We start from the raw sequence: 21178 nt of genomic DNA, 5'->3' as shown, positions 1-21178 counted from the left end.
CGACGGTGTGCGTGCGCAGGCGCTCATTCCATGCGGTGACTCAAGGCTCAGATCTCGTCGTCGAATCGCTCCCGTGCCCGCTCGACCGCCACCATATTCGCGCCGGTCCAGCGCAGCAATGCGTCGATCGGCTCGCGCAACGACTTGCCGAGCAACGTGATGCGGTACTCGACCACGACCGGTCGCGGCCGCACGATCACCCGCTCGACGACGCCGTTGCGCTCCAGTCGCCGCAGCGTCGCGGTGAGGGATTTCTGCGTGACGGCAGGCACTGCTCGGCGGATCGCATTGAATCGCAGCGGGCGCTCGCACAGCTCCTCGAGCACCTGCAGGGACCACTTGTCGAGCACCTGGTCAAGGATCTCGCGGTGCTGCGCCCCGATCTCGAGGCGGTCATCGGTGGGATGCGCGGTGTCCGGCACGATACCTGGTCTCGTTGAAGTTCCCTGAGGCGACTAAGTATAAAGGGGATACCAGAATGATTCCCACCTGAGGAGACACCATGACCGTCCACCTGTTGAGCCCCACGACGATGGCCCAGCCCGTCCCCTACCACCACGTCGCGGTCGGCACCGGCACCCGTCACGTGCACGTAGCCGGCCAGGTCGGCACCGACAGCGAGGGGCAGCTCGTCGCAGGGGACCTCGCCTCCCAGGTGGCGCAGGCACTACGCAACACCGCACTCGGCCTGGCGGGCGCGGGTGCCACCTTCGACGACGTGCTGCGCCTGACCTTCTACGTGACCGACTGGACGCCCGACAAGATGGATGAGGTCATGGCGGGCATCGGGCGCGTGGCCGCGGACCTCGCCATCCCCGCGCCCATGCCGCCGGCGTCGCTCATCGGGGTGGCCTGCCTGTTCGTGCCCGACGTCCTCGTCGAGGTCGAGGCTACGGCGATCCTCGACTAGGGGATGTCGAGGGTGATGGGCCCGGCCTCGCTCGGTCCCCCGCACTGCGCGCTGCCACCCACCCGCCGCCAATCGAGCGCAACCTCTTCGGCGACGAGGACGTCCCCTGCCGGAGACAGCGCTCGCACCGTCAGCGCATCTGGGGTCGTCATGTCCGTCGAGACGTACCAGGTCCGTTCGTCGACATGCGCAACGAAGAAGGGCAAGTCGGTTGCTGCGGAAGTAGGCGCCAAGGTAGCCAGGTCTTCTGGCATCAGCGTCGCGACAACTGTTGGAGCTTCAACAGCCTGCTGAACGGGAGCCACCACCGCACACACGCTGTCTTCGCACAGCTCGATGGCCGCGACGTCACCCGCCGTGCCATCGATATCGATGCTGACGACGTTGTTCCACCCCACGGCGGTACAGACGTCGGACGCGGAGCACCCCGTGACAGTCATGCTCACGAGCAGCGCAGCAATGAGGGCCGCTGGTCGAATTATCCTCATACCGGCCGACCGTAGCAGCCGATAAGAGGACGCAGCCCATGCCATCCCCCGGAAGCACTCATCCGGACGCGACCAGGACTGACCAAGGCCACGGGCCCTCCGGCGCAAGGCGACGAACGATATCCTGGGCAGATGGCCGAAATTCAAGGACTCGACGACCTCCTGACTGCACTGAACGCCGGAGAGACGATTCCCGGCGGTTCACCGCACCACGCGGCTATGCACGCCACGAGCCAGGAGTCGCTGCGCATCACCGCCGACCTCAACGGTCGCTACCACTCCCCCGTCGAGGTACGGGTCCTGATGAGCGAGCTGACCGGGCGCGAGGTCCCTGAGTCCTTCCAGCTCTTCCCACCTTTCAGCGCCGACTTCGGCAAGAACATTCGTTTCGGTGAGAACGTGTTCGTCAACAGCGGCTGCCGGTTCCAGGACCAGGGCGGCATCGCGATCGGCGATGGATCCCTCATCGGCCACAACGCCGTCATCACGACGTTGAACCACGACATGGCGCCGAGTCGACGAGCCGATATGCACCCGGCTCGCGTAGTGATCGGGCGGGGAGTCTGGTTGGGGGCCAACGTGACTGTCTTACCAGGCGTGACGATCGGCGATGGGGCCGTCGTGGGCGCGGGGGCGGTCGTCACCAAGGACGTGCCTGCGAGGGCTGTGGTCGTTGGCGTGCCAGCCAAGCAGGTGAGCACGGTCCCGGAGGGGTAGTTCCTGCACGAGGCCAGAGTGTGACCTCCGTGGGCACACCATGGTGCGCACCCAAGACAACGCGGCTCAGCCGAGTTCGCTCACTCTGCCGAGAGCGACTGGATGTATCTGCTGATCGCCGGCAGGTCGACGATCATCGTGTCCCAGACCGCCCCGTAGTCGGTGCCCTCGTAGTGATGCGCCAGCCGGTCCCGCATCCGCTTGATCAATGACCATGGCACTTCGGGATGCCGGTCGGTCGTGGCGTCGCTCAGACGAGCCACATTCTCGCTGATCTTGATGATCAGCGACTCTGCCGCAAGGCCCGGAACGTTGTCAGGGTCCCCGAGGTACCACTCGTCGCCGCGTGCCACGAGATTCGCGCCGACGCCACACAGTCGGACGATCTCCGTCAGTGCCGCATCATCCCGCTTGGTCATACCGCGACAGCCGTCGCCAAGATCTCATGATCGGCACGCAAACCGCCGTCAGTCACCACATTGACCTCGACACCGAGCAACTCGCTCGCGTCAGCAGCGAACGCCGCGACCGTGAGCAACCCGGTGCCGGGCGATCGGGTGACCAAGATGTCCAGATCGCTGCCAGGACTGTCTGTACCGCGAGCCGCCGAGCCGAAGACACGGACACTACCGAAGCCATGCTGTCCCGCAAGGCTCACAAGATCGGCACGGTGCGCAGCGAGCGCATCATGAGGCAGTGGCCGCGCGGCCGTCCACAGGCGCTCAAGCATCTCGGCCGAGACGCTGCGCCGCCCAGCCTCATAGGCGGCGACATTCGGCTGAGCAACCCCGGACCGTCGGGCAAGCTCTGCCTGGCTCAGGCCGGAAGCCTCACGAAGCGCTCGAACTGGGTTCACCAATGGCGACCGCGAGCTTGTTCTGCGTGATCTCGAACCCCTCGATGAAATCCTCCATCAGGATCTCCCCGGGATGGATCGGCTCGATCAGGTCCGCCTCAGTGGTAGTCGACGAGTTCGACATCTTCCGCACCTCCCTCTCTCCAGACGAAGCAGAGACGCCACTGCGCGTTCACACGGATGCTGCGCTGCCCACGGCGGTCACCGACCAACCGCTCCAAGCGGTTCCCCGGCGGGATCCGGAGATCCTCCACATCGACGTACTCGCTCCGCGGGTCGGGGCCCGCGCGATGTGGCAGGGCTTGAGGAGCTGCGACGGGCAGGTGACGAATCAACCGACCCGAGTCCGCTCGCTCCTCCACATGCGGTCCCAGCATTTTCACTCATCGCGTTTCCTGTTCCACAGTTGATGCGTCAGTCCGCTGGACGTGCTGATGGATTCGACGCTGAACCGGTCTTCCAAGCCAGCCAGGTGATCCCAGATCCGAACGCCGGAGCCGAGCACGATCGGAACGATCGCCACATGCAGGAAATCGATGAGATCAGCTCGGAGGAACTCGCTCACGGTCGACGGCCCGCCGCCGATCCGAACGTCCAACCCACCGGCAGCATCCTGTGCCAGGCGAAGCGCTTTCTCGGGCGACGCATCCACGAAGTGGAAGCTGGTGCCATTAGCGAACTCGAGTGTCTCACGAGGATAGTGGGTCAGGATGAACACCGGAGTGCGGAAGGGCGGCGCGTCTCCCCACCATCCCTCCCATCCGTCGTCGGGCCATTCGCCCGTCTGCGGACCGAATTTGCGGCGGCCCATGATCTCCGCCCCGACGCCCTGGCCCCACATGCTGAACATGGCCCGATCCACGGTCACCGGGTCGTCGATGCCATGGATGCCATGGATGACGCGTCCGTCGAACTTGCTGAAGAGCGCCTCGGCTTCACCGATCGGCTGCTCGAGCGTCACGTGATCGCCTGCGGCATATCCATCCGAAGAGACGAGCAGGTTGTGGACTCGCGTGCGAAACATGGCAACTCCCTGAGTGATTGCAATCTGAAACCACTTGCAGCCCAACGTAGAGTGGTTTCTATCTGCAAGCACTTTGGAGGTCAGGTTGCCAGAGAACAGCCGCGATCAGAGTGCGCGATCAACGCGGCGGTGGAAGTCCTCGGCGATGCGTGGACTCTCATCGTGCTGCGTGACATCATCTTCGGCGCTCGCCGACATTTCCGCGAGCTCTTGACCAGCAACGACGAAGGCATCGCATCGGACATCCTCGCCAGCCGCCTCCGGAACCTGGTCGAGGAGGGGCTGCTCACTCGTGACGGCGCGACGCGGGGGCAGCGGGCGACATACTCGCTCACCGAGGCGGGGATTCAGACCGTTCCCGTGATGGTGGCGCTTGGGGCATGCGCCATCGCCCGACCTCACCAGAGTTGACCGTTCGGGCCCGCATCCTGGCCGAATCTCCGGAGCTCGTCGACGACCTCATCAACGAACTCCGGGAGCTTCACCTCGGCATTCCGCGCCTTGACCGCGAGCGCCCCTCGGCGTCTGACCGTCTACAGCAGGCGTTCGAGGTTGAACCGGAACGCGATCACACGTTGAAGCGAAATTCGACCGCGTTCCGGTACAGACCAACCTTACTCACTTGCGATCGATGTGGAGTCCACGTATCGATTTAGACGAAAAGGCGGTCTCGTCACGTTTCGCGGGCCCGACGAGCACCTGCTTTCGGCAGAAGCAGACATAGCACGAGAAGCCGGAACAAGAATGGGGAGACCTGATGGCCACCGTCTTAGCAGCCGGCCGACGACACTCTGTAGCGTGCCGCGACGATGGGACGGCCGTGGCCGCCGGCAACGACCGTGCCGGCGAGTGTGACGTACTGGCCTGGTCAGGTCTCGTCGCCGTCGCGGCCGCGAACGTGCACTCCGCACGCAACACTGGTCGCTCTCACACCATCGGGCTTCGAGCCGACGGAACCGTCATCGCTACCGGATGGGACCGCGACGGGCAAACCAACGTCTCCGATTGGAGCGAGATCGCCGCTGTCGCCGCAGGGTGGAGAACAACTCTCGGACTCCGGACAGACGGAAGCACGGTGGCCGTCGGGCGCACCGCAGAGGGTCAATGCGATGTCAATACATGGAGAGAAGTCGTTTCGATCGCTTGTGGAGACTGGCACTCTGTCGCTGTCCGGAGCGACGGCAGAGCCCTCGCAACCGGCAACAACCAGCGCGGGCAAGCCAGCATCGGCGGGTGGCGGAACCTGGTCGGCGTCTCCGCCGGCTACATGCATACTGTCGGGTTACGAGATGGCGGCACTGTCGTTGCCACCGGCGAGAACGGCTGGAGCCAATGCGACGTCGCTCAGTGGAGTTGCGCCACAGCGGTCGCGGCGGGCAGCTATCACACCGTTGCGCTTCGCGAAGATGGAAGGGTGTGCGCTGTCGGCGACAATCGCTTCGGGCAGTGTGACGTGCAAGCGTGGACCGGTGTCACCGCGATCGCTGCTGGGTCAACACATACACTCGGGCTCCTCTTGGACGGAACCATCGTGGCTGCGGGAAACAACGACGACAAGCAGTGCGACGTGAGCACTTGGCGGCTACATCGAGGATGAACCAAGCGCGCGACCAGACGTCAAACTGGAACGCGACTTGCGGTCCGAGAGGCGCGCCTCTGTGTGTTCGCAGCAACGTCGCCCCGGGTGGTTAGGCTGGCTGGATGGCGACAGTTCTTCTCGTGCGGCACGGCCGCACCACAGCAAACACCTCCGGGCTGCTGGCCGGTCGGGCCGTCGGCGTCGGCCTGGACCAGATCGGGCGCGACCAAGCGGCTCTCACCGGAGACCGGCTTGCGGCCGTTCCCCTGGTCGGGGTGGTGTCGAGCCCTCTTGAGCGTTGCCAGCAGACCACCCAGTACATCCTTGATCGCCAGGCAGGCACGCCATACGCGCTGGTCGATCCCGATCTCACCGAGTGCGACTACGGCCAGTGGCAGGGCCGCAGGCTCTCCGACCTCGCGACCGAGGATCTGTGGCCGCTGGTGCAGTCGCACCCATCTGCCGTCGTCTTTCCCGGCGGTGAATCCATGGCCGCCATGCAGGCTCGGTCGGTGGCAGCGATTCGCCGCCACGATGCAGCATTCGAAGCCGAGCACGGGCCCGAGGCCGTGTGGGTTGCGGTCAGCCACGGCGACATCGTCAAGTCGATACTCGCCGACGCGCTCGGAATGCACCTCGACCTGTTCCAGCGCATCAGCGTAGGCCCCGCATCCGTATCGATCGTGCGCTACGGCGCTGGCCGGCCGAGCGTCCACGCGACCAATACGGAGGCGGGCGATCTCTCGTGGTTGTCGAACGGCATCCGATCCGGCGATGCACCGGTGGGTGGCGGCGCAGGGCACAAGACGCCGTCAAGCACCGGCGCCTAGAGTACTGATATGCCTCCACGTGTTCACGAATTTGACTGGCCTGATCGGGCCGTCGTCGGCACCATCGGCCTTCCCGGGGCTCGCACGTTCTACCTCCAGGTGCGCTCAGGGACGCAGGTGGTGAGCATCGCCCTCGAGAAGCAGCAGTCGGCCCTGCTCGCGGAGAAGATCGATGAGATCCTCGACCAGCTCATCACCGTCGAGGGCAACCCCTTTAGCGTCCCCACGGGCACTCCCCCGGAGCTCGTCGACAACGACCAGCTCGAGGCCGTCGAGGAGCGCTTCCGCACCGGCGCCATGAGTCTCGGCTGGGACCCGACGACGGCCCAGGTCGTCATCGAGGCCTACCCCATCACGGACGTCGATGCTGATGACATCATCGAGGTGCCTGACGAGGACGGCACTCACGAGACCGACATGCTTCTGGTGCGCATGCCGGTGGGCACCGCTCGTGCATTCGCCAAGCGCACCCGTGAGATCGTGGGCGCCGGGCGCCCGGCGTGCCCGCTCTGCGGGTACCCCATCGACGCCGACGGGCATATCTGCACCCCTCCCGAGGACTGATGTCGGCAACAGACCTGGTGACCACCGAGCTGACGATCACAGGCCGCATCAGGACGGCGTCCAACGCCACGTTCCTCGGCACCATCGGCAACGCGACCGTCGTCTACAAGCCGATGGCCGGCGAGAGTCCGCTGTGGGACTTTCCCGACGGCAGCCTGGCGCACCGGGAGGTGGCCGCGTACCTGGTCTCCCAGACCCTCGGTTGGGGCGTTGTACCGCACACCTGGCTGCGCGACGGTCCTCTCGGCGAAGGAATGGTCCAGCTCTGGCAGGAGCAAGACCCCGACCACAGCGCCGTCGACCTGATCGCGACGGAGCAGGTGCCGAGCACTGGCTGGAAGCACGTTCTCGAGGGACTGGACGAGAGCGGACGGCTGGTCACCCTCGTTCACGAAGACTCCCCGGCACTCAGGCGCATGGCCGTGTTCGACGTCGTCGTCAACAATGCCGACCGCAAGGGCGACCACATCCTTGCCATGCCGGACGGCCACCGGCACGGCGTGGACCACGGGCTGACCTTCCACCGTGACCACAAGCTGCGCACGGTGCTGTGGGGATGGCGGGGAGACGCTCTGACCGCCGACGAGCTCGCCGGCATCGACCGAGTCAGCGTAGGACTGCAGGGCGACCTCGGACGCGACCTCGCGGACCTGCTCAGTGCCCGAGAGATCGCCTCGCTCGCCGCTCGCTGCTCCACGTTGCGCTCGGCAGAGCGGTTCCCGGCTCCCTCCGGTGAGATGCCGGCTGTTCCCTGGCCGCTGTTCTGACAGGTCGCCGGTACGGGAACCGCCGGGTCCACCACGTCTGCGCCGTCCAACCCCGTGTGGGTGGTCCAGGCGCTCAGCGGCGCCCCGGTTGACACCAGCGCCGATCAGGACGACCGTCGGCAGTCATAGCGTGGTCGCCAGTGAGACCACCGCCTACGAAGAACGGCGCCGACATGGCTGAGAAGACTGCAGGTCTGTCACAAGAGGAGCGGGACGCCGTCAAGCAGCGCGCCGCCGAGCTACGCGCGCAGGAGAAGGCCGGGAAGACCCGCGCAGCCGGCGAGAAGGCCATCCGCGAGGCGATCGCCGCGCTCCCCGACCACGATCGCGAGCTTGCCGAGGGCATCGACCGCATCGTCACCCAGGTCGCGCCGCACCTCGTCCCGAAGACCTGGTACGGCTTCCCCTCGTACGCCGATGACGACGGGAAGATCGTGGTGTTCTTCAAGCCAGCCTCGAAGTTCACCACCCGCTACGCGACCCTCGGCTTCGAGGAGTCGGCGAAGCTCGACGACGGTGACCTGTGGGTGACCTCGTTCGCGCTGCTGGCCCTGACCCCGGATACCGAGAAGACGATCGCCGGGCATATCCGCAAGGCCGCGGGCTGAGCCCTGATCCACCGTTCGGTTCCAGCAAGTTGATCCGGACGTCATTGTTTCGGTGAGCGCAGCACTTTTGTGATTTTGGGCGCGACGGCCCGGCCCGGTGGGGCTGAGCGGTCAGGGCAGTGCAGGTGCCGGTGGGCTGGTGGCGACACCCACCTACACGTTAAACCGGAACTCCACCACGTCCCCGTCGTGCATGACGTAGTCCTTGCCCTCGATGCGGGCCTTGCCCGCCGAGCGGGCGGCGGCGACCGAGCCGGCCTCGACGAGGTCGTCGAAGGAGATGACCTCGGCCTTGATGAAGCCGCGCTCGAAGTCGGTGTGGATCACGCCGGCGGCCTGCGGGGCCGTCCAGCCCTTGTGGATGGTCCAGGCGCGCGCTTCCTTGGGACCGGCCGTGAGGTAGGTCTGCAGCCCGAGGGCCTCGAAGCCGACGCGGGCGAGCTGGTTGAGGCCAGGCTCGTCCTGACCGGAGTCGGCGAGCATCTCGGCAGCCTCCTCGGGCTCGAGCTCGATGAGCTCGGACTCGAACTTGGCGTCGAGGAAGATCGCGGGGGCGGGGGCGACGAAGGCGCGCAGCTCGGCCTGGAATGCCTCGTCGGCCAGTCCCGCGTCGTCCGTGTTGAAGACGTAGATGAACGGCTTGGCCGTCATGAGCTGCAGCGTGGCGAGCTGGGTCAGGTCGAGCTTGGCCGCAGCGGCGCCGGAGAACAGCGTGGTGCCGGCCTCGAGTAGTGTCTGGGCGCCCTGGGCGGCGGCGAGCAGGGCCGGGTCGCCCCGCTTGATCTTCACGTCCTTCTCCAGGCGCGGGATCGTCTTCTCCAACGTCTGCAGGTCCGCAAGGATGAGCTCGGTGTTGACCGTCTCGATGTCGTCCCGGGGCGAGACCTTGCCGTCGACGTGGACCACGTCGGGGTCGGCGAAGGCGCGCGTCACCTGGCAGATCGCCTCGGCCTCACGGATGTTGGCGAGGAACTTGTTGCCCAGCCCCTCCCCCTCGCTCGCTCCGCGCACGATCCCGGCGATGTCGACGAAGGACACCGTCGCGGGCAGGAGGCGCTCGGAGCCGAAGACCTCGGCGAGCTTGGCGAGCCGCGGGTCGGGCAGCGGAACGACGCCGACGTTGGGCTCGATCGTGGCGAACGGATAGTTCGCCGCGAGAACCTGCGCGCGGGTGAGTGCATTGAAAAGGGTCGACTTGCCGACGTTGGGCAGTCCAGCGATACCAATAGTAAGAGCCACGGAAAGAGAGTCTACGGGGAAGCCGGGTCCTAGGGGGTCCCGCGCGCATGATCTAGGCTGGTCCGGCTGTCTCCATCGTGGTCCGCGCACCCGCGCCGACAACCTTCGTGGTCCCATGCTCTGGCCCGAGATGCGCGCACCGCCAGCACCCCGGCGGACCCACAGACCGAGGACCACATGACCACCGCACGCACGTCCGACGCCGCGCAGCCGACCCCCACCGCGCAGGCTCCCACTGCGACCCGGCGCCCCGCACGCGAACCGCTCGGCTCCACCCCGATCCTCGTCGGGATGATCGCCCTGGTCTCCCTCGGCGCCTTCGAGGCTCTCGCGGTGTCGACCGCCATGCCGGTGATCGCCGAGGCCCTCGACGGACTCTCGCTCTTCGCGACGGCCTTCGCGATCACCCTGGCGACGTCGGTCATGGGCATGGTCCTGGCCGGGCGGTCGACCGACCGCGGCGGCGCCGGACCGGCGTTGCTCGGCGGCGTCGGGGTGTTCGTGGCGGGGTTGCTGCTCGCCGGCCTCGCGCCGTCGATGGGCGTGCTCATCGTCGGTCGGGCGCTGCAGGGGCTGGGCTCCGGGGCATATATCGTCGCGCTCTACGTGGTCGTCGCCCGCACCTTCGACGGGAACGCGCGCGCCCGGGTGCTCGCGATGTTCTCCGCGGCGTGGGTCATCCCCTCGCTCGTGGGACCGCTCGTGGCAGGGTTCGTCGTCGAGCATGCCGGCTGGCGGTGGGTGTTCCTGTCCGTGGCGATCCTCGCCGTCCCGGCCACCGCGCTGCTCGCCTCCGCGGTGCGCAGCACCAGTGCGCAGACGCTCGTCCTGCCCGACGACGCGGGCGACCAGGGCGCAGCCGGCTCCGGCCGGCTGTGGTGGGCCGGGGCTGCGAGCGCCGGGATCGCGCTCATGTCGCTCGGCTCCCAGAACCACGCCCTGGGCGGGTACGCCATGATCGGCGCCGGGGCCGCGACGGTCCTGGTGAGCGGTCCCCGGCTGCTGCCGCGCGGGACGCTGCGGGCCGCGCGCGGGCTGCCGACCGTCATCGCGCTGCGCGGGCTGGTCGCCGCGGCGTTCTTTGCCGCCGAGGTGTTCTTGCCGCTGATCCTCCAGCACGACCGCGGGTTCTCCCCGGCGCGCTCGGGCATCATCCTCACAGCCGGGGCCGTGACCTGGTCGCTCGGGGCGATCCTGCGCAGCCGCCTGCACTGGACGAATGTCACGTTCCTGCGAGCGGGGACCACGCTGATCGCCGCGGGGATCGTCGTGGTGTCTCTGCTCGTGGTCCCGGCGGTGTCCCCGTACACGGCGATCGGCGGTTGGGCGCTGGCTGGGCTCGGCATCGGGATGGTCTACCCCACCCTCGCCCTCCTCGTCTTCGACCTCTCCCCCGTCCGCGCCCAAGGCACCAACACGTCCGCGCTCCAGGTGGCGGACGCACTGACCAGCGCGTTCGTCCTGGCGATCGTGGGGACGGCCACCACCTGGCTGGTCACGGCGCACGGCACCACCGGGTATCTCGGCGGCTTCGTGCTGACCGCGGTGCTCGCCCTGACGGCGGTCGCCATCAGCGGGCGGATCGCCGAGAAGGGCGTCTGACTCGTTGCTCAGCCGATCGCGATGACCTGCTGCATGAGCTCGGCCGAGCGGACGTCGTAGACCCGTCCGCCCAGGCGCACGCCGACGACGAGGACGGCGCTCCCCAGCGCGAGGCCCGTGACGCAGGCGGCCCAGCCCAGGGCCGGATTGCCGGTCGCGACCGCGGCGACGGCGATCTCGGGGAGCACGAGCAGGCCGAGCACGAGCCAGCCCCCCGTCTGGATGGTCAGGTTCGCCACGGCCGATCCCTGCGGCGTGCTGAACGGCCCGTCCCCGGGCTTCGGCACGGGATAGACGAAGCGTGCGGAGACCACACTCGAGAGGCCCAACGCGGTCAGCAGCACCCCGAAGCTTGCCCCGACCACCGCCGGGAGGTCGTCCCACCGCCCGGTGAACCACGCTGCCCCGACCGTGAAGACGGCCGTGACCGGCACGCCGACCAGACCCGCCGCGATCACCCGGCCGAGCCGGTCCGCCCGCCCCGATACCCCGGTCACCACGTGCAGCCAGAACGCTGTGTGGTCGTAGGCAACATCTGCGGAGATGATCCAGCCCAGCATGAACGCCGTCACCGGAGCGAGCGCGAGCATCGCGATACCCGTTCCCGGGTCGATGAAGTGGACGAGGAAGGGCAGCAGCGGCACAACCGCGAGGGAGCCGACGTAGCGCGGGTCACGGACCCAGTAGACGAGGCAGCGAGCCACCACAGCCCACGTCGGGGTGGCCGGTAGGAAGCCGAAGACACCCAGGCCCCTCGGCCGGGCGCCGTGTCCGTCGCGTCGGGCCGGGCTGGTCAGCATCCGGTCGAGAGCCCAGCCCCAGAGCGCGACGAGCACCACGAGGGTGGCCACGGCGATCGCCAGCTTGGCGGCCGCGACCCCCAGGTCCCCCGCAGCGACCGCGGCCGGCACCCCCCACACCGCGCCGAAGGGCAACCAGGACACGACGTCGGCCACCTGGTGGAGCGTGACCCGGTCCGCGTCGATCTCGCCCGAGGCCCACGCAGCGAGCGGCGCGATGACCAGCAGCGGCAGGAAGACCAGGACCCCGGTGACCTCTCGAAACCGGCGCGAGGAGCGCAACGGGGCGAGCGCCGTCGTCGTCGCCCGGGAGCCGACGACGCAGGTCGCCACCGCGACCACCCAGCAGACCAGCGCGGCAAGCATCGCAGCGGGCGACTCCCGCCAGACGAGCAGCGTGCCGAGCGTGACCAGCACGGTGAGCAGGCCGGGGACCCCGACGAGACCGGCGATGCCCAGCCCCCAGAGCAGGTCGCGGCGTCGGATGGCGAAGAGCGCAAAGCGCTGCGGGTCAAGGGTCGAGTCGACGCCGAAGGCCACGAGCGGCAGGAACCACCACGCGAGCACCAGCAGGCCACCGGCGAAGACGACGACCGTGGCGGCCATGTCGATGTCTCGGCGGCTCAGGTAGGCCAGGCCGGCGAACAGCGCAATGCCCACGGTCGATGCGTAGAGCAGCGAGAAGACCAGGCCGAGGATCTGCCAGACGCTGCGCTTGAGCGCATTGCCGAGCAGGACGAGCTTGAGCCTTACGAGGTGCGCAACCACGCGAGGCCCTCCGCGGTGTGGCTACGACCGACGAGCTCGACGAACCGGTCCTCCAGGGAACGTCCGGCGCGCACGTCGTCGACCGTGCCCGCGGCCAAGATCTGCCCGCCCGCCACGACCGCGACGTGGTCGCACATGCGCTGCACGAGGTCCATGACGTGGGAGGACACGATGACCGTCCCGCCCGTGCGGACGTACTCGGTGAGGATCTCGCGGATGTGGGCGGCCGATACCGGATCGACCGACTCAAAGGGTTCGTCGAGCACAAGGACCCGCGGGGCGTGGATGAGCGCGGCCGCGAGGGTGACCTTCTTGGTCATGCCCGCGGAGTAGTCGACGATGAGCTTGTCGGCGGACTCGCGAAGGTCGAGGGCCGCGAGCAGGTCCGCGGTCCGGGCGGTGACCGTGGCGCGGTCCATGCCACGCAGCAGGCCGGCGTAGGTGACGAACTGCGTGCCGGTCAGCCGATCGAAGGTGGCCATGCCGTCGGGCAGGATCCCCAGGGTGCGCTTGACCTCGAAGAGATTGGTCCACAGGTCGAGGCCGTTGATCGCGACGGTCCCACCGTCGGGGCGCAGCAGGCCGGTCGCCATCGACAGCATCGTCGTCTTGCCGGCTCCGTTGGGGCCGACGATGCCGTAGAACGAACCGGCCGGGACGTCGAGGGATATCCCGGCGACCGCGATCTTCTCCCCGAAATGCTTGTAGAGGCCGCGGATGGAGACGGCGGGCGGGGTGGTGGGGGCCAGCCCCGCTGGCGGCTCTGCTGGCGGCTCGTGGTCAGAAGCGCTGGTCATGAGCCCAACGTAGTGCCAGAACGCTTTGTCAGTGGGGTGAGGCAGGGTGTCCCCCATGGGAACAGTCATCTGGTGTGTTGTGGTCGGCGTGGTCGGTGTTGTTGTGGGATATCTGCTCGGGGTCGTGCGGGGCGCACAGCGCACCCACGCCGCGCAGCTGGCGCAGACACGTGCCGAGGCGGAGCTCTCCGCCGAGCGGCGCGGCACGGGTGAACGCATCCTCACCATGCAGCACGACCAGGATCGCCTCTCCGACCAGTTCCGCGCCCTCGCGGCCGAGGCGCTCGCCTCGAACAACGAGCAGTTCCTCGGACTGGCCGAGCAGCGGCTGCGCTCGACGCAGGTCGCCGGTCAGGCCGACATGGCCTCGCGGACCCAGGCGGTCCAGGCGCTCGTCGACCCGCTCGCGCGGACGCTGACCGACGTCCGCCAGCAGATGTTCGCGGCCGAGGAGTCGCGGATCGCGAGCGCCGCGGCGCTCGGTGAGCAGGTGCGCGGCATGCGTGACGCCTCCGAGCTGCTGCGCCAGCAGACCAGCTCGCTCGTGACCGCGCTGCGCACCTCCGACATCCGCGGTGCGTGGGGCGAGATGCAGCTGCGCCGGGTGGTCGAGGTCGCCGGGATGCTCAACCGCGTCGACTTCGTCGAGCAGAGCCACGTCACGACCGACGACGGCGCGCTGCGTCCCGACATGGTGGTCCACCTGGCCGGAGGTAAGAACATCGTCGTCGACGCGAAGGTCGCCTTCCTCGGCTACCTCGACGCCCAGCAGGCCACGGACCCGGCGGTGCGAGCCCGGCGGCTCTCCGACCACGCCCGCCACGTCCGCAAGCACATCGACGACCTCGCCGGGAAGCGGTACTGGGACCAGTTCAGCCCGACACCGGAGTTCGTCGTCATGTTCATCCCCGCCGAGCCATTGCTCTCCGCAGCGGTCGAAGAGGACCCGTCACTGCTGGAATACGCCTTCGGGCGGGACGTCGTCATCGTCACCCCGATGACACTCATGGCGCTGCTGCGCACCGTGTCCTACGCCTGGCGGCAGGAGGCCCTCGCCGAGAACGCCCAGAAGGTGCTCGAAGTGGGCAAGGAGCTGCATCAGCGCCTGGGCGTGCTCAGCAAGCACCTCTCCGAGCTCGGCTCCCGCATCTCGTCCACGGCCGGGGCATACAACAAGGCGGTGGCGTCCTTCGAGAGCCGCGTGCTGGTCAGCGCACGGAGGTTCAACGAGCTCGACGTGGTCTCCGGGGAGCTCGTCCGGCCTGCCGCGGTCGTGCCCCAACTGAGCGTGGTGAGCTGGTCGGCGGACGACGAGGCTGACGAGCTGGAGGTGCTCGGGGAGGCGGTGGACGTACCGGGCGCCCGGTAGCCTGACCAAGCATCATCCCTCGCAGCGCTGCCACGGCAGCCCGGCCACGCACCCACGGGAGTCCCATGTCCGCCGAAGCAACCGAACCGACCTACCTCACCGTGGCGGACACGATCGGGAACACCCCGCTGGTCAGGCTCCAGCGGATGGCCTCGGGCGCCGGCCACGGCACCACGGTCCTGGCCAAGCTCGAAGGCAACAACCCCGCGGGGTCGGTCAAGGACCGGCCGGCGCTGCTCATGATCGAGCGCGCCGAGGAACGCGGCGAGATCGCCCCCGGCGACACACTCATCGAGGCCACGAGCGGGAACACCGGCATCGCCCTCGCGATGGCCGCGGCGATCAAGGGCTACCGGATGATCCTCGTCATGCCGGACGACCTCTCCGTCGAGCGCGCCCAGACCATGAAGGCCTACGGCGCCGACCTCATCCTGACCCCGCACGCGCAGGGGATGGAGCACTCCCGCGACCTGGCCGACTCCATGGAGAAGGCCGGCGAGGGCCGGGTCCTCAACCAGTTCGCGAACACGGACAACCCGCTGGCCCACTACCGGTCGACCGGACCCGAGCTCTGGACGGCCACCGCCGGGCGGATCACCCACTTCGTGAGCTCGATGGGCACGACCGGAACCATCACCGGGACCGCGCGGTACCTCAAGGAACAGAACCCCGGGATCCAGGTCATCGGGGTGCAGCCCGAGGAGGGCTCGCGCATCCCCGGTATCCGCAAGTGGCCGCAGGAGTACCTGCCGGCGATCTACGACCCGACAAACATCGACGAGCTCCGATACGTCAGCCAGGCCCGGGCTGAGGAGGCCGCCCGCGAGCTGGCCCGCCAGGAAGGGATCTTCGCGGGGATCTCGTCCGGCGGGGCCGCCGCGGTGGCTCTGGAGGTGGCGAGCGAGGTTGCTGGCGCGACGGTGGCGTTCATCGTGTGCGACCGCGGGGACCGGTATCTGTCGACTGGGGTCTTTCCGGCCTGAGGGCGGGGGCGCTGGGCACGGTTCCGGGTCCCCACTCTGGGTGACGCCGCTATTGAGTAACGCTGCTCTTGAGCGACGCTGCTCTTGAGTAACCCGCTCAGTCGTCCAGCGCTTCCTCCACGAACGGCTCGAGCGCGCGTCTCGCCTGCGCCGGCAGGCCCGCCGTGAGGACGTTTACCGCGTCGATCACGTCGTCACGCTCGAGGGTATAGAGAAAGTGGTGCTTGCGATTCAGCATCGCGACGACTCCGACGAATTCCTCGACCGCCGCGGTCACACAGGTGGTGAATTCCGGCGCCGCTGCATCTGTGTCACGCACCTGACGCAGGGCGACGACGAATGCGGTGCGCGCCTTCTTCGCGACTATGGCAGGGATTTCCTCCTGCCCGTCCCAGTGACGGAGCGGGTAGTCGATATTCTCGGCCAACCACTCTGGCTTGCGCGGTTTGCGCACTGTCAGCACCACCCGAGGTGTTTTCTTGTACGCACCACGGACGTAGGCGGCGACGTCGGCTGGAATGCTATCGAGATCAAGACTGACAAGGGCGGGGAGCTCGTGAGGACTCGGGACGTCCTCGACCGGGTAGCCGAACAGGTCGCACAGCCACAGCGTCTCAAGCCGCGCCAGCTTCGTCAGCGCTGGAAGATGGTCGAGCGTCCCGGGACAGCCGAACAGGTGCAGCCAGGTGACCTCCGGGAAATACTCGACGACGTCCTCCAGGTCGAGCGCACCGATCCGGTGGACGCTCAGGCCACGAGCACGCTCCAGCCCGCGAACCGGCAGCACGGTCTTGGTGAGCCTGACCGTGATCCAGCGGCCGCCGTCCTCGGCGACGACCGCGAGCGACGGCTGTGCACCTGGCACGTGGGCCCGAAGGATCAGCGTCTCCAGAGTGCTGGGCACGACAAGACGTTCCAGGCCTGTGACGTCGACGGACAGCTGCCCGAGGTGAGTCCGGGAGAGATCAAGCTCCCGTTGGTCGTGCCCGTCGAGGGTGAGATCGTGCACCAGCTCCGACGATTCCAGGAACGGCACGAGGTCGTCCCGCCAGGAGTGGAGGGTGAGCTGATGGAGCAATGGCCAGGAGCGCAGCGCCTCCAACCGGAAGTCTTCGAGGATGCGGTAGCCCGCGTCGTCGCTGAAGCTGCGCGCCGACGCCACCTTCGCCTCGTACTGCTCGCCGCCCCTGCCGTAGACGAGCCCCAGTGTGCGGATCGTCTCGTCGCGGGTGAGCGCGGCCGTGAAGGCGGCTGTCACAGCATGCGGCTTCGCATCCCAGCGGTGCTGGCCCACGACGTCGCGGCCGACGTCCCAGGACCCGTACGACTGCGACTTGGTCTCACCGGTCACTGGGAGGCTCCCGATGTGAATGAGCGGCTCAGGCACCGCGAGCGGCACGTTCGAGAGCACCTCTCGCGGGGTCCAGAAGTAGAAGTCCTTGATCATTCGCGGCGCACCGGCGACCTCGGAGACCCTCGGCACCTGCGTGCCGGTCCACGCGAGCACGGCGACCGTCGCGAGCTGGTTCTCCTCGTCGACCGCGACGACGTGGCACGCCCCGTACCGGCCGATCCGTTCGACGGGGAACACAAACACATCACCTGGATGAGAAATGCGGGTCACGGTGTCAGCGTCGAGCATGGTCATCCTTCGTCAGCGTCATCAGGTCCCGTCGAGCGATGTGATCCACTGCATGCGTGCTGCAACGTCTGCATCTCGGGAGGCACATTCGCGACGACACTAACCCTTGGTGTCAAGGCGTCGACACACCCTCGTCGAGAAGTTGGGACCGGCCGGCGACCCCTGACAGTCCCCTGCGCGTCACAGTGCCCGTCACAAGGACGGTTGCTGCGACGTCTGTCGACAGAGTCTGCCAGCCGAGAATATCGATCGACAGATGCCGCTATAGGCATGACGGCATCCCGATGCCGGGGCCGAAGGAATGCAATTCTAGACCATTGCCCATTCACCGCTACCGCCTGACTGATGTTCTCACCTCCGACCGACACGTTGACACTTTCCCGACGACGCAGCATCCCATGAGACGCGTAGGCAGCACCGCGCGGCACGGCCACACGCGCCGGGTATCCCGAGCACTGGATTCACCGCCAACAGGAGTTGAAGGTCTCAATTCATGGGACGCAAGCACCCGCATCTAAATCTCGCAATGCCTTGCCGAACGGCCGTTCTATCGGTAGAATTGGCAGATAGGCAATCGGGCAGTATTGACAGTAGCTGGAGGTGCGCCGTGGTGGCGATGAATTCACTCCCTCGTGGTGCTGCGCCTGTCGTTGTTCGCATTGAATTCACTCCCGGCGTGTGGGCTGATGTGGCGCCCGGTCCGGTGAGTTCACCGAGGTCGGCGGTCGCGGACTGCTTCGAGGCGGCGTTCGAGGACCTCGTCCGCACGGGGTGGCCGACCGGCACCGAGGACCTTGGGTCGAAGGGCGCCGCGCACGAGCGGCTCGTCTGGGACGCCCCGACCTCCGGAGCGACCGTGGTGGACGAGGTCCTCACAGAGGCGCCCACAGATGCGCTTCCCTATGCCGCCCTCGCCGCGAGCGGGGCGCCGTGTGCGCAGGCAGCACCTGCGGACGGCGGCTGGCACGCAGCACCGAAGGCGACGGCCGGTGCCGAAGACGCTGACCGCGACGTCGGCACCGCGGGCACCGGCGGCGGCGTGCCGGAGGGGTTGTTTGCGCAGCTGGACGGGTTGGAGGCGATGGTCGCGGCGATCGTGTCGGTGGACCCGGCCTCCCTGCCGGGGTCGGTCGCGGCGGAGGTCTCCCACCGGGTGCACGTCGCGCTGAGCCGGTTGGAGGGGCAGCGCCTGGGGTGCATCGGGCGGGTCGAGGCCGAGGGGTCGTGGACGGCAGAGACGATGCACTCGTTCCCGTCGTGGCTGGCTGCGGCCGAAGGGCTCTCGGACGGGTTGGCGAAGCGGACCGTCGGTGCCGCGCGGGCGCTGCGCGAGCACCTGCCGGCCACCGCCGCCGCGGCCCGGGCCGGTACGATCACCGGTGAGCACGTGGCGACGATGGTGAAGGCCACCACGACGCAGGCACTGCGCGAGGCACTGGCCGACACCGCACCCACTGACCGCGCGTCCACTGACGCTGCCCTCGCTGACACCATGCCCGCCGATGCCCTGGCCCCCACCGACGCCTCGGCGGACGGCGATGTCGCCGTCGACCCGTCCGCGGACGTCGCGGTGTGCACGTGGGAGGAGCGGCTCCTGGAACGGTCGGGGTGGCGGCTGAAGGAGTTCAACCGGCTGGTCAAAGGCTTCACGATCGCCGCCGACCCCATCGCCCAGGACAAGGCGTTCAAGGACGCGGCCGAGCGGGAGTTCCTGCAGATCTCCCCGACGCTGGGCGGGGCGCACGTCAGCGGGTTCCTCACGACCGAAGATGCCTACCTGGTCAACACCGCGCTGCGGGCGATGGTCGGGGTTCCACCAGCAGGTGACCACGCGGGCGACCTTGATCCCGAGGACGACACCGCTGACAGCCTGCACTTGTGCGACCTGCGCAAGGTCGACGGGCTGCGAGCGATGGCACACCTGGTCCTGGACGGCGGACTCGCCGGCAAAGGCGCCAACGTCCGCCCCCACCTGTCGGTGCACATCACCTGGGAAGAGTTCACCCGCCTCTACGACCAGACCACCACCGACAACGACGACAACACCTGCGGCAGCACCGGAGCAGTCGGCTCCTGGACGGACTGCACCGGGACTGGCACCGGGGCTCATCCCGATACCGGCTCCGGCTCCGGCTCCGGCTCCGGCTCCGGCTCCGGCTCCGGCTCCCCGAGATGGTCCCCGCAAGACCTCGAAACTCGCCTCCGTGCCGGCTACGCCACCTGGGAAGACGGCACCGGCCCCATCCCCGACACGGTCCTCAAACGCATCGCCTGCGACTCCGAGATCACCCGGATCATCTTCGGACCCGACTCCCAAATCCTCAACATCTCCCGCACGAAACGCACCTTCACCAAAGAGCACCGCCGCGCGATCGTCGCCCGCGACCGGCACTGCGTCTGGGAAGGGTGTGACGCGCCACCCCACGTCTGCGAGATCCACCACGCCATCCGCCACTGGGCTGATGGTGGGGAGACCACACCCTCCAACGGGGCGCTGCTCTGCCGCCACCATCACCACCGCGTCGACGGCGAGAACATCGCCATGACCTACAACAACGGCTGGACCATCCACACGCCGGGCACCTATGAGGTTGACGGCTACCAGTCCGGCACCAGCGTCCCGGGCGACCCCGCGGCCTGACCGCGCTTCACAGCCCCGGCAGCACCCAATCTCCTTTGACGCGGCCAACCGCGCCAACCACTAGATCACCTGGGCCCGCTCGCCTCGGTCGACGATCGCCGCCCGGAGCAGCCCACGCATCGCCAGAACAAGAACACCTCCGTCGCGGTGCGGACCTCTTCGACCGCGCCCGGGCGCCTAGGGCGCGTCGGGCCTCAGTCCTCTGCGCTCTCCGCCCGAAGTGGACCGATGCGCACGGTCGTCATCATGCCGATGTCGATGCCGGTGTCTGGCACGCCTATCCCGGCCGACTCCGCCGACACGGGATGACCGGTCGCCTCGCCGTCGGACGTGAGCTGTAGGACCAGGAGTGAGATCGGCTCCGACTCGGCGCCGGCGAGCTCACCCGTCCATTCCACGTTCGCCACCGCCGATGCTCCGGGTGCGAGCATCACCTGGTCCTGCGTCGCGGCCTGATCGATCGGGTCACGCTGCTCGGCCGCAAGCTGGAACGACGAGCCCCAGGCGCCGCGCGCGCCGATCCACGGATAGCCCTGAACGCTGCACGCCACAGACGAGGTGTTCACGACCTCGAGGACGCCGTAGCGGTGCCCCATGGCGGCATCGGCAAAGGTCAGGGAGAGCGCGACCGTGTCCGGTCGGCACGACGTCGAGGTACTGGTCGCGGTCGCCTGCAGGCGCAGCATGCCGGCGAGGTCACCGGGGGTGAGGTCGGCGTCGGGCAGGATCTCGCCGTCGCCCTGCTCGTCCCAGCCGGGCGCGAGGTCCAGCTCGGCCGACCCGGGCACGCTCGACGGCGCGGCGGTCACTGCGGTGGGAGGCGTCGCTGACTCCGTGCCGGTCGCTGTGCCTGTCCCAGCCGCTGTGCCCGTCGCCGTGCATCCGCCGATGGCGAGGACCGCGACGGACAGGGCAAACGTCGCGCGGAGCCTGCGACCTGAGCGAGGACGGGCGGGGGGCGACGACATGCTGCGGGAGGGCACGACGTCGAGGC

The 21178-nt window shown here is 68.1% G+C and carries 23 protein-coding genes and 2 pseudogenes; 12 read left to right on the top strand and 13 right to left on the bottom strand.

Going from position 1 to position 21178, the window contains the following annotated elements; genetic code table 11:
• Positions 1 to 47: 47 nt before the first annotated feature.
• On the bottom strand, positions 48 to 422 hold the full coding sequence (locus tag BLQ50_RS07660) for a winged helix-turn-helix transcriptional regulator (RefSeq protein ID WP_093182505.1): 375 nt from the start codon (positions 420 to 422) through the stop codon (positions 48 to 50).
• A gap of 80 nt (positions 423 to 502) precedes the next feature.
• Between BLQ50_RS07660 and BLQ50_RS07655 the strand changes: the two genes are divergently transcribed.
• Positions 503 to 910 (top strand): RidA family protein, encoded by a 408-nt coding sequence (locus tag BLQ50_RS07655; protein WP_093182503.1) that lies wholly within the window; start codon positions 503 to 505, stop codon positions 908 to 910.
• On the opposite strand, the gene BLQ50_RS07650 is transcribed toward BLQ50_RS07655, so the two are convergent.
• Positions 907 to 1350, bottom strand: coding sequence for a hypothetical protein (locus BLQ50_RS07650; protein ID WP_139185773.1), 444 nt, complete (start codon positions 1348 to 1350; stop codon positions 907 to 909). The genes BLQ50_RS07655 and BLQ50_RS07650 overlap by 4 nt on opposite strands.
• 180 nt (positions 1351 to 1530) lie before the next feature.
• Between BLQ50_RS07650 and BLQ50_RS07645 the strand changes: the two genes are divergently transcribed.
• Positions 1531 to 2115, top strand: a complete 585-nt coding sequence (locus BLQ50_RS07645) for a DapH/DapD/GlmU-related protein (protein ID WP_093182499.1) — start codon at positions 1531 to 1533, stop codon at positions 2113 to 2115.
• 80 nt (positions 2116 to 2195) lie between these two features.
• Here the strand turns inward: BLQ50_RS07645 and BLQ50_RS07640 are convergent, their stop codons facing one another.
• From BLQ50_RS07640 to BLQ50_RS07620, 6 genes and pseudogenes are all read right to left on the bottom strand, one after another.
• Positions 2196 to 2534 (bottom strand): HepT-like ribonuclease domain-containing protein, encoded by a 339-nt coding sequence (locus BLQ50_RS07640; RefSeq protein ID WP_093182497.1) that lies wholly within the window; start codon positions 2532 to 2534, stop codon positions 2196 to 2198.
• Positions 2531 to 2845, bottom strand: a complete 315-nt coding sequence (locus BLQ50_RS07635; protein ID WP_245700979.1) for a nucleotidyltransferase family protein — start codon at positions 2843 to 2845, stop codon at positions 2531 to 2533. The genes BLQ50_RS07640 and BLQ50_RS07635 overlap by 4 nt, the downstream gene beginning before the upstream one ends.
• A gap of 36 nt (positions 2846 to 2881) precedes the next feature.
• Positions 2882 to 2971, bottom strand: a pseudogene (locus BLQ50_RS19020) (helix-turn-helix domain-containing protein); the annotation flags it as partial.
• A pseudogene (locus BLQ50_RS07630) lies at positions 2964 to 3095 on the bottom strand (helix-turn-helix transcriptional regulator); the annotation flags it as partial. The pseudogenes BLQ50_RS07630 and BLQ50_RS19020, both read right to left, overlap by 8 nt.
• Positions 3070 to 3348, bottom strand: coding sequence for a type II toxin-antitoxin system RelE/ParE family toxin (locus BLQ50_RS19200; RefSeq protein ID WP_217629130.1), 279 nt, complete (start codon positions 3346 to 3348; stop codon positions 3070 to 3072). The pseudogene BLQ50_RS07630 and the gene BLQ50_RS19200, both read right to left, overlap by 26 nt.
• Positions 3349 to 3350: 2 nt before the next feature.
• On the bottom strand, positions 3351 to 3995 hold the full coding sequence (locus BLQ50_RS07620; RefSeq protein ID WP_093182493.1) for a dihydrofolate reductase family protein: 645 nt from the start codon (positions 3993 to 3995) through the stop codon (positions 3351 to 3353).
• A gap of 129 nt (positions 3996 to 4124) precedes the next feature.
• On the opposite strand from BLQ50_RS07620, the gene BLQ50_RS19010 reads away from it, so the two are divergent.
• From BLQ50_RS19010 to BLQ50_RS07590, 6 genes are all read left to right on the top strand, one after another.
• A complete protein-coding gene (locus BLQ50_RS19010; RefSeq protein WP_245700956.1) occupies positions 4125 to 4406 on the top strand; it encodes a winged helix-turn-helix transcriptional regulator in 282 nt (93 codons plus the stop codon).
• Positions 4407 to 4815: 409 nt separating this feature from the next.
• Entirely contained in the window at positions 4816 to 5592 is a 777-nt protein-coding gene (locus BLQ50_RS07610; protein ID WP_245700954.1) for an RCC1 domain-containing protein, read from the top strand.
• A gap of 104 nt (positions 5593 to 5696) precedes the next feature.
• Positions 5697 to 6404, top strand: coding sequence for a histidine phosphatase family protein (locus BLQ50_RS07605; RefSeq protein WP_093182489.1), 708 nt, complete (start codon positions 5697 to 5699; stop codon positions 6402 to 6404).
• A 9-nt stretch (positions 6405 to 6413) separates the two neighbouring features.
• A complete protein-coding gene (locus BLQ50_RS07600) occupies positions 6414 to 6968 on the top strand; it encodes a DUF3090 domain-containing protein (protein WP_093182487.1) in 555 nt (184 codons plus the stop codon).
• On the top strand, positions 6968 to 7735 hold the full coding sequence (locus tag BLQ50_RS07595) for an SCO1664 family protein (RefSeq protein WP_093182485.1): 768 nt from the start codon (positions 6968 to 6970) through the stop codon (positions 7733 to 7735). The genes BLQ50_RS07600 and BLQ50_RS07595 overlap by 1 nt, the downstream gene beginning before the upstream one ends.
• A 173-nt stretch (positions 7736 to 7908) precedes the next feature.
• Positions 7909 to 8343 carry a hypothetical protein gene (locus BLQ50_RS07590; RefSeq protein ID WP_093182483.1) on the top strand — a complete coding sequence of 145 codons (435 nt, stop codon included), beginning with the start codon at positions 7909 to 7911 and terminating at the stop codon, positions 8341 to 8343.
• Positions 8344 to 8496: 153 nt separating this feature from the next.
• Here the strand turns inward: BLQ50_RS07590 and ychF are convergent, their stop codons facing one another.
• Entirely contained in the window at positions 8497 to 9582 is a 1086-nt protein-coding gene (ychF, locus tag BLQ50_RS07585; RefSeq protein WP_093182481.1) for a redox-regulated ATPase YchF, read from the bottom strand.
• A gap of 177 nt (positions 9583 to 9759) precedes the next feature.
• Between ychF and BLQ50_RS07580 the strand changes: the two genes are divergently transcribed.
• Positions 9760 to 11184 (top strand): MFS transporter, encoded by a 1425-nt coding sequence (locus BLQ50_RS07580; protein WP_093182480.1) that lies wholly within the window; start codon positions 9760 to 9762, stop codon positions 11182 to 11184.
• A gap of 8 nt (positions 11185 to 11192) precedes the next feature.
• Here the strand turns inward: BLQ50_RS07580 and BLQ50_RS07575 are convergent, their stop codons facing one another.
• Together BLQ50_RS07575 and BLQ50_RS07570 are read right to left on the bottom strand one after the other, a co-directional pair.
• A complete protein-coding gene (locus BLQ50_RS07575; protein WP_093182478.1) occupies positions 11193 to 12752 on the bottom strand; it encodes a hypothetical protein in 1560 nt (519 codons plus the stop codon).
• On the bottom strand, positions 12734 to 13549 hold the full coding sequence (locus tag BLQ50_RS07570) for an ABC transporter ATP-binding protein (RefSeq protein WP_093182660.1): 816 nt from the start codon (positions 13547 to 13549) through the stop codon (positions 12734 to 12736). Before BLQ50_RS07570 ends, BLQ50_RS07575 begins: the two co-directional genes overlap by 19 nt.
• Before the next feature lie 55 nt (positions 13550 to 13604).
• On the opposite strand from BLQ50_RS07570, the gene BLQ50_RS07565 reads away from it, so the two are divergent.
• On the top strand, positions 13605 to 14918 hold the full coding sequence (locus BLQ50_RS07565; RefSeq protein ID WP_093182477.1) for a DNA recombination protein RmuC: 1314 nt from the start codon (positions 13605 to 13607) through the stop codon (positions 14916 to 14918).
• A 65-nt stretch (positions 14919 to 14983) separates the two neighbouring features.
• Positions 14984 to 15901: a cysteine synthase CysM gene (gene cysM, locus BLQ50_RS07560; RefSeq protein WP_093182475.1), complete on the top strand. Its 918-nt coding sequence runs from the start codon at positions 14984 to 14986 to the stop codon at positions 15899 to 15901.
• 97 nt (positions 15902 to 15998) lie between these two features.
• Here the strand turns inward: cysM and BLQ50_RS07555 are convergent, their stop codons facing one another.
• On the bottom strand, positions 15999 to 17543 hold the full coding sequence (locus BLQ50_RS07555) for a hypothetical protein (RefSeq protein WP_093182473.1): 1545 nt from the start codon (positions 17541 to 17543) through the stop codon (positions 15999 to 16001).
• A 676-nt stretch (positions 17544 to 18219) separates the two neighbouring features.
• Here BLQ50_RS07555 and BLQ50_RS18600 point away from each other — a divergent pair.
• Complete coding sequence (locus BLQ50_RS18600; RefSeq protein WP_175559065.1) at positions 18220 to 20184, top strand: HNH endonuclease signature motif containing protein; 1965 nt, start codon at positions 18220 to 18222, stop codon at positions 20182 to 20184.
• 194 nt (positions 20185 to 20378) lie between these two features.
• On the opposite strand, the gene BLQ50_RS07545 is transcribed toward BLQ50_RS18600, so the two are convergent.
• Complete coding sequence (locus tag BLQ50_RS07545; protein ID WP_139185772.1) at positions 20379 to 21167, bottom strand: DUF4232 domain-containing protein; 789 nt, start codon at positions 21165 to 21167, stop codon at positions 20379 to 20381.
• Positions 21168 to 21178 lie beyond the last annotated feature (11 nt).

It is taken from the genome of Sanguibacter gelidistatuariae (assembly GCF_900096585.1).
Classification (GTDB): Bacteria; Actinomycetota; Actinomycetes; order Actinomycetales; family Cellulomonadaceae; genus Sanguibacter; species Sanguibacter gelidistatuariae.
The sequence above is the reverse complement of the archived record's forward strand: the minus strand, read 5'-3'. Positions and strand labels throughout refer to the sequence as shown.

Coding starts and splice junctions, on each gene's coding strand:
- BLQ50_RS07655 (WP_093182503.1), top strand. CDS start 503: ATGACCGTCCACCTGTTGAGCCCCACGACGATGGCCCAGCCCGTCCCC.
- BLQ50_RS07650 (WP_139185773.1), bottom strand. CDS start 1,350: ATGACTGTCACGGGGTGCTCCGCGTCCGACGTCTGTACCGCCGTGGGG.
- BLQ50_RS07645 (WP_093182499.1), top strand. CDS start 1,531: ATGGCCGAAATTCAAGGACTCGACGACCTCCTGACTGCACTGAACGCC.
- BLQ50_RS07640 (WP_093182497.1), bottom strand. CDS start 2,534: ATGACCAAGCGGGATGATGCGGCACTGACGGAGATCGTCCGACTGTGT.
- BLQ50_RS07635 (WP_245700979.1), bottom strand. CDS start 2,845: ATGCTTGAGCGCCTGTGGACGGCCGCGCGGCCACTGCCTCATGATGCG.
- BLQ50_RS19200 (WP_217629130.1), bottom strand. CDS start 3,348: ATGCTGGGACCGCATGTGGAGGAGCGAGCGGACTCGGGTCGGTTGATT.
- BLQ50_RS07620 (WP_093182493.1), bottom strand. CDS start 3,995: ATGTTTCGCACGCGAGTCCACAACCTGCTCGTCTCTTCGGATGGATAT.
- BLQ50_RS07605 (WP_093182489.1), top strand. CDS start 5,697: ATGGCGACAGTTCTTCTCGTGCGGCACGGCCGCACCACAGCAAACACC.
- BLQ50_RS07600 (WP_093182487.1), top strand. CDS start 6,414: ATGCCTCCACGTGTTCACGAATTTGACTGGCCTGATCGGGCCGTCGTC.
- BLQ50_RS07595 (WP_093182485.1), top strand. CDS start 6,968: ATGTCGGCAACAGACCTGGTGACCACCGAGCTGACGATCACAGGCCGC.
- BLQ50_RS07590 (WP_093182483.1), top strand. CDS start 7,909: ATGGCTGAGAAGACTGCAGGTCTGTCACAAGAGGAGCGGGACGCCGTC.
- BLQ50_RS07580 (WP_093182480.1), top strand. CDS start 9,760: ATGACCACCGCACGCACGTCCGACGCCGCGCAGCCGACCCCCACCGCG.
- BLQ50_RS07570 (WP_093182660.1), bottom strand. CDS start 13,549: ATGACCAGCGCTTCTGACCACGAGCCGCCAGCAGAGCCGCCAGCGGGG.
- BLQ50_RS07565 (WP_093182477.1), top strand. CDS start 13,605: ATGGGAACAGTCATCTGGTGTGTTGTGGTCGGCGTGGTCGGTGTTGTT.
- cysM (WP_093182475.1), top strand. CDS start 14,984: ATGTCCGCCGAAGCAACCGAACCGACCTACCTCACCGTGGCGGACACG.
- BLQ50_RS07555 (WP_093182473.1), bottom strand. CDS start 17,543: ATGCTCGACGCTGACACCGTGACCCGCATTTCTCATCCAGGTGATGTG.